The 7,677-nt window shown below is 71.9% G+C and carries 5 protein-coding genes; all 5 read right to left on the bottom strand.

All coding sequences use genetic code 11. From position 1 onward, the window contains the following. Nucleotides 1-953, bottom strand: a 953-nt coding sequence (locus tag D7Y13_RS34910; RefSeq protein WP_147452560.1) for a tetratricopeptide repeat protein, incomplete at its 3' end; no start/stop codon positions are given. Then, nucleotides 954-3,065 carry a HEAT repeat domain-containing protein gene (locus tag D7Y13_RS34905; RefSeq protein ID WP_120534151.1) on the bottom strand — a complete coding sequence of 704 codons (2,112 nt, stop codon included), beginning with the start codon at nucleotides 3,063-3,065 and terminating at the stop codon, nucleotides 954-956. Between the two features lie 97 nt (nucleotides 3,066-3,162). Beyond that, on the bottom strand, nucleotides 3,163-5,757 hold the full coding sequence (locus D7Y13_RS34900; protein WP_120584390.1) for a pseudouridine synthase: 2,595 nt from the start codon (nucleotides 5,755-5,757) through the stop codon (nucleotides 3,163-3,165). Between the two features lie 32 nt (nucleotides 5,758-5,789). Further along, nucleotides 5,790-6,785 (bottom strand): SMC-Scp complex subunit ScpB, encoded by a 996-nt coding sequence (gene scpB / locus D7Y13_RS34895; protein WP_120534153.1) that lies wholly within the window; start codon nucleotides 6,783-6,785, stop codon nucleotides 5,790-5,792. After that, nucleotides 6,772-7,554, bottom strand: coding sequence for a segregation and condensation protein A (locus D7Y13_RS34890; protein WP_439329249.1), 783 nt, complete (start codon nucleotides 7,552-7,554; stop codon nucleotides 6,772-6,774). The genes scpB and D7Y13_RS34890 overlap by 14 nt, the downstream gene beginning before the upstream one ends. Nucleotides 7,555-7,677: the final 123 nt, after the last annotated feature.

Genomic DNA, 7,677 nt, shown 5'->3' with positions numbered 1-7,677 from the left:
GTGATGGGCGATGCGAGGGCCTGCCAGCGTCCGCTGGGGGTCCGGGTCTGGGGAAGCTCGGGCATGGAGGCTGGGGACGACGGGGTTCGCGGCGGCGAGACGCGCACGGACAGGCCTGGAGGCAGGCGGTCCTGGGCAGCGGAAGGTGGTGCTGGGGGCACCGGGAGGGAGGTTGTGGCGGTATCCCGTGTGGACACCGGGGTGGAGCCTGCACTGGTGCCCTGCACGTCTGGCGCAGGGATGGATCTTGAGGCTTCCGGATCCGGCGAGTCTTCTGGCGTCAGGTCCCAGCCGGGCTCGTCATGCTGGGGTTCGACCTGCACCTCGACGGAGAGAACCACCTCGGTGTCTTCGTGCACCGGGAGGCTTCGCGCTTCGGTGGACGGCGCGGTCTGAAGGGCCAGCTCGGCCGGCAGCGAATCCGACAGGTCGAGCGATGCGCCTCCAGCCTCCAGGGGCGCGGGCGTCGTTCGCACCGCGCTCGGAGGGGATTGTCGGTCCGCCGTGGCCGCCACATCGAGGGAGGCCGGCTTCCCCACCGCGCTGGACGCAACCTCGCGTTGGCTGACGAGGCTCGGCGTACCTTGGGGCGTCGTGGAGGCGCCGTCCTTCGGCTTTGCCCGGGACGTGGTCGGCGTGCCCCTTCGCGCGTACAGGTCCGCGAGCATCTGCTGCACGCCCTGATGGGCCGGATCCAGTTCGAGGATCAGCTTGCTCGCGGCGATGGCGCGCGGCAGGAAGCCCTCCTTCGCGAAGCCCTCCGCGGCGGACTGATACGCGGTGACGGCGCGGTCGCGCTGCCCGGCCTTGGACCACGCGTCGCCCATGCGCAGGCGGCTCTGGTGGTCCTTCGGTTCAGCGCGGCAGTAGTCCTCGTACAGCTCCGCGGCCTTGGAGAAGCGGCCCTTGGTGAAGGCCTCGGTCGCCTTGTCCTTGAGCGCGCGAGACTCCATTCACTGCGCTCCGCCAGCGACCTTGTCGTCCTTCATCTGGGTGGCGCCCACGGCGACGCGGACCTCGCGGAAGTAGTCACCCTTGAGCGCGTCCAGCGGCTCGGCCTCCGCGCCTGTGTTCATCTTGCGCAGCGCCGTGGCCGCCGCGGCGCGGATCTCCGGCAGGTCGTGGTACAGGTCGCGCCCTACCTTCTCCGCCGACTTCGCGTCGCCGATGGCGCCCAGCGCCAGCAGCACGTCGCGCCGGGCCACGCTGTTGGAGTCGTCGAGTGACTGGAGCAGCGTGGGCACCGCGTCCTTCGCGCCCATCCGGCCCAGCAGGATCGCCGCGAGCGCCGCCTCCGCCCCACCCTCCTTCACCACCACCTGGAGCACCTCCGACGTCGAGGCCGGAGGCGGGCCCACGCGCGTCAGCGCATCCAGGACCACCAGCTTCTCGCTGCCCATCTTCGGCAGCGCCGCCACCAGCGCCAGCTGACCGCTCTCCCCCTGCTCCGCCAGGGCCAGCGCGAGGGTTTTCTGCAGCTCGCGGTCGGGCTCCAGCAGCGCCGTGCGCGTGATCTCCACGCCCTCCGGACCCGCGTACGCGAGCCCCACCAGGGCCGCCGCGCGCAGCACCGGGCTTGCGTCGTTCGTGTAGCCCTTGAGCACTTCCAGCGCGCCGGGGGCCTTGAGCGCGCCCAGCCCCGTCAGCAGCGTGGCCAGCGGCTGGAGCTTCGCGGGATCCACGTCGTCGCTCAGCTCCGAGGGCACTCGCGGAGGCACCACCACGCGCCCGGCATCCTTCGCCCGCGCCACGTTGAGCGCCTGGAGCCGATCGAAGAGCTGCGCGTGCTTGCCCGCCTTGCTGTCCTCCTTCTTCGACGCCGGATGCGGGGCGTTCGGATCCAGCTCCGCGCTGTACTTCAGGGGCAGCGCGGTCGGCACCCAGTCCGCGCGCAGCGCCGCGAGCCCGGCCACCTCCTGCTCGTAGAGCTTCTGGAGCGCGGGGGCCACGGAGACATCGCCCACGCTCGTCACCGCCTCCACCGCGAGCGTGCGCAGCGCGACGTCCGGCTGGTTGAGCCACGGCGTCACCTTGGGCAGCAGCGCCTTCGCGGACGGGCCCAGGCCCACCACCGCCTGGAGTCCCGCCGCCGCGGAGGCCGGCCGGGAGAGGCGATCCGCGATGGGGTCCGCCGGGCAGCCGCCTCGCGAACGCATGGCGCGGCCGGCTTCCTCGGCCTCCGCCCGCGCGCCGTCGAGCGCGATGGCGCACAGCGCGGCGTCCGTGGCCGGCGTGCGCTGGAAGGTCAGGATGGCGTCGGTGGCGAGCGGGCTCACCGCGCTCTTCTCCACCGCCACCGCCTGGAGCCGCGTGGCGGAGGTCGGATCCTGCAGCTTCATCAGCGCGCTGATGGCCGACTCGCGCAGCTCCGGGAAGCTCTCGTCGAGCAGCAGCGCGATGGGCGCCACGGCGCGAGGGTCACCCGCGTCCCCCAGCCCGCGCACGGCGGCGGCGGCGAGGATGACCTGGCTGTCGCGCACCATGGGCAGCAGCCGGTTGACGGCTTCCGGACGGCCGCTCTTGCCCAGCTCCTCGGCGGCGCCCACGCGTTCGGGGAGCGCGCCTTCGGTGAGGGCCAGGAGGTTGCGCTCCCAGAGGCCCTTGGATTCGGCGGCGACGACGGTCGCCATGGCTCCGGGGACGTTCGCGCTCTTGAGGGCCTGGACGATGATCTGCCGCGTGGCGCGGCCCCGGCGCCCGTACTGGAGCGTGAGGTACGCCTTGGCCTTGTCGCTCTTCACCTTCGCGAGCGCCAGGGCGGCCTGGCCCTGCACGGACTCGTCCGCGTCCTCGAGCAGTTCGCCGAGCAGGTCCACCACGCGGGGGTCCTGGCTTTCGCCGAGCGCGCCCGCGGCCTCGCCCCGGACGATGGCGGAAAGGTCCTTGGCCGCGCGCGTGAAGAGGACCAGATCGTCCGCGTTGTTCTGGGCGGCCAGTTTCTTCACGGCCGCGGCGCGGATCTCCGGACGAGAGTCCTGGATCTCCGCGAGGAGCTGATCCCTGTTGCCGTTGCACCCGGCGAGCAGGGCCAGGGCGAGGAAGAGGGGGCGCACGCTGGGTCGCATCGTTCTCCCGGAGAGGCGGACGGTGGAGGTAGGCGGCGGTTATATCAACGCCCCCCCGGGCCGCCCACCGACGGCACGACCCGGGAGGATGGATGTCCTAGCGGGGACGGCGGGGGCCCTTGCTGGCGCCGCCCCCCTCGCCCGGAGGACCCTTGCGGATGCCGGCGCGCACGATGCGCTCGCCGGTGGGCCGGGCGGAGTCGCCAGGGCGGCTCGCACTCGCGGAACGGGGCGTACGGCCCACGCCACCACGGCTGGTGCGCGGAGGACCCCGGCTGCCGGAGTCCTCGCCACGGGGCTTCCACTCACGACGCTCGGGACGGCCTTCGCCGCGCGACGCGCCAGCCCCAGCGGGCTTGCCGAAGCGAGCACCACCGGCCGGCTTGCCGAACCGGGCACCGCCACGGGGAGCACCGCCCTCGTCGCGGCTGAAGCGACCCGCCGGCTTGCCGAAACCACCGGCCCGAGGCGCACGATCACCGGCCGGCTTGCCGAAGCGACCCGCCGGCTTGCCGAAGCCGCCGGCCCGAGGCGCGCGATCGCCATCCGGCTTGCCGAAACGACCCGCCGGCTTGCCGAAGCCGCCGGCCCGAGGCGCCCGATCGCCGTCCGGCTTGCCGAAACGACCCGCCGGCTTGCCGAAGCCACCAGCCCGAGGCGCCCGATCACCGTCCGGTTTGCCGAAGCGACCCGCCGGCTTGCCGAAGCCACCGGCACGAGGCGCGCGATCACCGTCGGACTTCGCGAAACGGCCGCGAGGAGCACCGCCCTCGTCGCCGCCGAAGCGGCTGCCACCGGCCGGCTTGCCGAAGCCGCCCGCACGAGGCGCGCGATCACCGGCCGGCTTGCCGAAGCGAGCGCCGCCGCGAGGAGCACCGCCCTCATCACCGCCGAAGCGGCTGCCACCGGCCGGCTTGCCGAAGCCGCCCGCACGAGGCGCGCGATCACCGGCCGGCTTGCCGAAACCACCGGACCGGGGGGCGCGATCACCGTCGGACTTCGCGAAACGGCCACGGGGAGCGCCGCCCTCATCACCACCGAAGCGGCTGCCACCGGCCGGCTTGCCGAAACCACCGGACCGAGGCGCGCGATCACCGTCCGGCTTGCCGAAGCGGCCCCGAGGAGCGCCTTCGTCACCACCGCGCCCCGCACCCGCCGGCTTGCCGAAGCCACCGGACCGAGGCGCACGATCACCGTCCGACTTCGCGAAGCGACCGCGAGGAGCACCGCCCTCGTCGCCACCGAAGCGGCTGCCACCGGCCGGCTTGCCGAAGCCGCCCGCACGAGGCGGGCGATCACCAGCCGGCTTGCCGAAACCACCGGACCGGGGGGCGCGATCACCGTCCGACTTCGCGAAACGGCCACGAGGAGCAGCGCCCTCGCCACCACCGAAGCGGCTGCCACCGGCCGGCTTGCCGAAGCCACCCGCACGAGGCGCGCGATCTCCGTCCGACTTCGCGAAGCGGCCCCGAGGAGCACCCTCGTCCCCGCCACGATCCGCACCGGCCGGCTTGCCGAAACCACCCCCGGCGCCGCGAGCCCCCGCGGGCTTGTCCTCGGAAGCGCGAGCACCCCGGCCCGTCGCGGCCTTCGGCTCCGTCACTTCCTCGCCCTCGTCGTCGAACGTCGGCACATCGGCGTCATCGAAGCCCTCGCCGATCTCCTCGTCCTCCGCGGGCAGCGTCGCCCCGCGCACCGCGAACTTCGGCGGACGCGTGCCACCATCCTGCACGCCCTTCCACTCCTTGCGCTCCGGACGGGCCTCGCGGGTCTTCGGACCCGTGGGGGCCTTCTTGTCCCCCCGGTCCGCCTTGCCCGCCTTGGCCGCCGCGGACTTGCGCGGAGGCGGCGGCAGCTCGTCGTCCATGGACAGCTCGACATCGTCGTCGTCCGGACCGTCGAAGCCCGGCGCGGCGCGGCCGTGGCGGCGCGGCGGCAGCTTCATCTCCGCTTCCGCGGGCTGCGCGCGACCTTCCGCGACCTCGTTGAGCTGCGTCACCTCCGCGAGCTTCAACTGCCGCAGCTGGCCGGGACGCAGGCCCTCCACGCCGATGCCCGCGTAGGCCGGACGGAACAGGCGCACCACCGGGTGGCCCACCGCCGCGCACAGGCGCTTGATGAGGTGCGGCCGGCCTTCGGCCACGACGATCTTCAGCCAGGTGTTGCGCTCGACCTTCTCGAAGATGCCCACGTACACCGGCGTGGCCATGCCGTCTTCCAGACGCACGCCGCCGCGCAGCTTTTCAATCGTGGGCATGTCCGGCACGCCCTTCACCTTCGCCAGGTACGTGCGCGGCACCTGGAAGCTGGGGTGCGTGAGCTTGTGGGCCAGCGCTCCGTCGTCCGTGAAGAGCAGCGCGCCCTCCGCGTCGTAGTCCAGGCGGCCCACGGGGAACAGGCGCTTGCCCGTCTCCTCCACGTAGTTGGCGACGGTAGGACGGCCCTGCGGATCCGACAGCGTCGTCACGACGCCGATGGGCTTGTAGAGCAGGTAGTACGACGATTCATCCGGCGGCGTGACGAGCTTCCCATCCACGGTGACCAGGTCCTCGCCCGGCGTCACCCGGGTGCCCAGCTCCGTCACCGTCTCGTTGTTGACTCCCACCCGACCGCTGGTGATGAGTTCCTCTGCGTGCCGGCGCGATGCCACTCCCGCGCGAGCCAGGTACTTCTGCAAACGTTCCGCCGCCATGCCTTAGCCTTCTTCCATTCCAATTCGGCCCGTCACTCGGGCTTGGGGCCCTCGCTATCACCCTTCTCGGGTGATGGGGGGCTTTCCAGGGCGCTGGAACTGACCTTCTGGGTCCGCTCCGCGGCGGCCATGGCCTCTTCCAGCTCCTCCAGGGCGGCCTCACTGGCCGCCTCGTTCTTCTCCATCCGCTTCGTGAAACCCGGGTCCGACAGCGCCTGGACCGTCCCCGACGCCACAGGTACTGGCGGCGCCACTTCCTTCTCCACGATGTCCCGGTGCTCCTGGGTCAATTCGTGGAATTCCCGCAGCGTGGGGAGCGCCGACAGGTCCTTCAGCGCGAAGAACTCCAGGAACTCGCGCGTCGTTCCATAAAGAATGGGGCGGCCGACTTCTTCCCGCTTGCCCAGGATTTTCACCAGCTTGCGGTCCATCAGGGCCTTGAGGACGGCGCCGCAGTCCACGCCGCGGATGTCCTCCAGCTCCGGCCGGGTGACGGGCTGCCGGTAGGCGATGATGGCCAGGGTCTCCACGGCGGCCCGCGTCAGCCGCTGCGGCTTCACCCGGAGGTAGCGCCGGACGTACTCGGCGGAATGGGGGTCCGTGCGGAACTGCCACCCGCCCGCCACCTCGTACAGCACGATGCCGCTGATGCCCTCCCTGTGGATGCCGGAGAGCTGATCCAGCGCCTGGGTGATGGCGTCCCGGTGGATGCCCGTCGCCTGGTACAGCTCGTCCACGGACAGGGGCCGCTCGGCGACGAAGAGCACGCTCTCCAGCACCGTGCGGATGCGATCCGCGGACAGGTTGCGGCTCTTGGAGACGAGCTTCTCGAAGGAGCTCTGGAGGTCCGGGACGCTGTCGTCCGAGTCCTCCTCGATGGCGGCGGGCTCCACCCCGTCCAGCTCCGCGTCGTCGGGACCGGGGCCGGTGACGGCGGCGATCTCCTCCTCGGAGAACGGGCCGGGGCCTCCGGGCGTGCCGGGGGCGGGCGTCTCGTCACCGTCGTCGGGACCGTTACCGGTAGTCACTCTCGTCAACCTCCGTGGGGAGCAGCTTGTCCAGCGCGTCCCCGTTGGGGATCACCTGGATGGGGCCCAGGGGTTCCGCCTGGGAAACCTTGATGAGGCGGCGCTTCACCATCTCCAGCATGGCGATGAAGGTGATGACCACCTCCTGGCGCGTGGCCGCCTCCGAGAACAGCGCCTCGAACACCACCTGCCCGTCCTTGCGCAGCCGCTCGGCCATCCGGAGGATGGCCTCCGACAGGCTCACCCGCTCCAGCACCACCTCGTGCTGCACCTTGGGCGTCAGGCGCTCGAGCACCCGGTCGAGCGCCTCCACCAGCTTCAGGACCGAAATCTCCTGGAGCCCGATCTCGTCGTCCGGGATGGGGACGGCCTCCACCGGCACCCGGCGCGTGAAGACATCCCGGTCCAGGATGTCCTGCTTGGCCATGTGCTCGGCGGCGTCCTTGTACTTCTGGTACTCCAGAAGCCTGCGCACCAGCTCCGCGCGGGGGTCCTGCGCCTCCTCCACCGCCGCGAGCGCGTCCGCCCCTTCGGGCACCTGGGCCGCGTCCTGCCGGGGCAGGAGCATGCGGCTCTTGAGGTGCGCCAGGGTGGAGGCCATCACCAGGAACTCCCCGGCGATGTCCAGGTTCAGCTCCCGCATCCGCTCCAGGTACTCCAGGTACTTCCCCGTGATGAGCGCCAGCGGGATGTCGAAGATGTCAACCCGATGCTCCTTGATGAGATGGAGCAGCAGGTCGAGGGGCCCCTCGAAATTGGGCAGCGCCACCCGGAAGGCATCGGCGGGTGTGCGCGGCGTCCCCTCCCCGTCCGGGTCCGGTGGGAGGTCGTCAGGCGGTGGTGGCTTACGACCTTCGCTCACCGGACGGCGTCCTTCGGGGGGGTTGGGAGG

Origin of the sequence: Corallococcus praedator, assembly GCF_003612125.1 — a bacterium.
Taxonomy (GTDB): Bacteria; Myxococcota; Myxococcia; order Myxococcales; family Myxococcaceae; genus Corallococcus; species Corallococcus praedator.
Note: the sequence above shows the minus strand (reverse complement) of the source record. Positions and strands in the feature narration are given on the sequence as shown.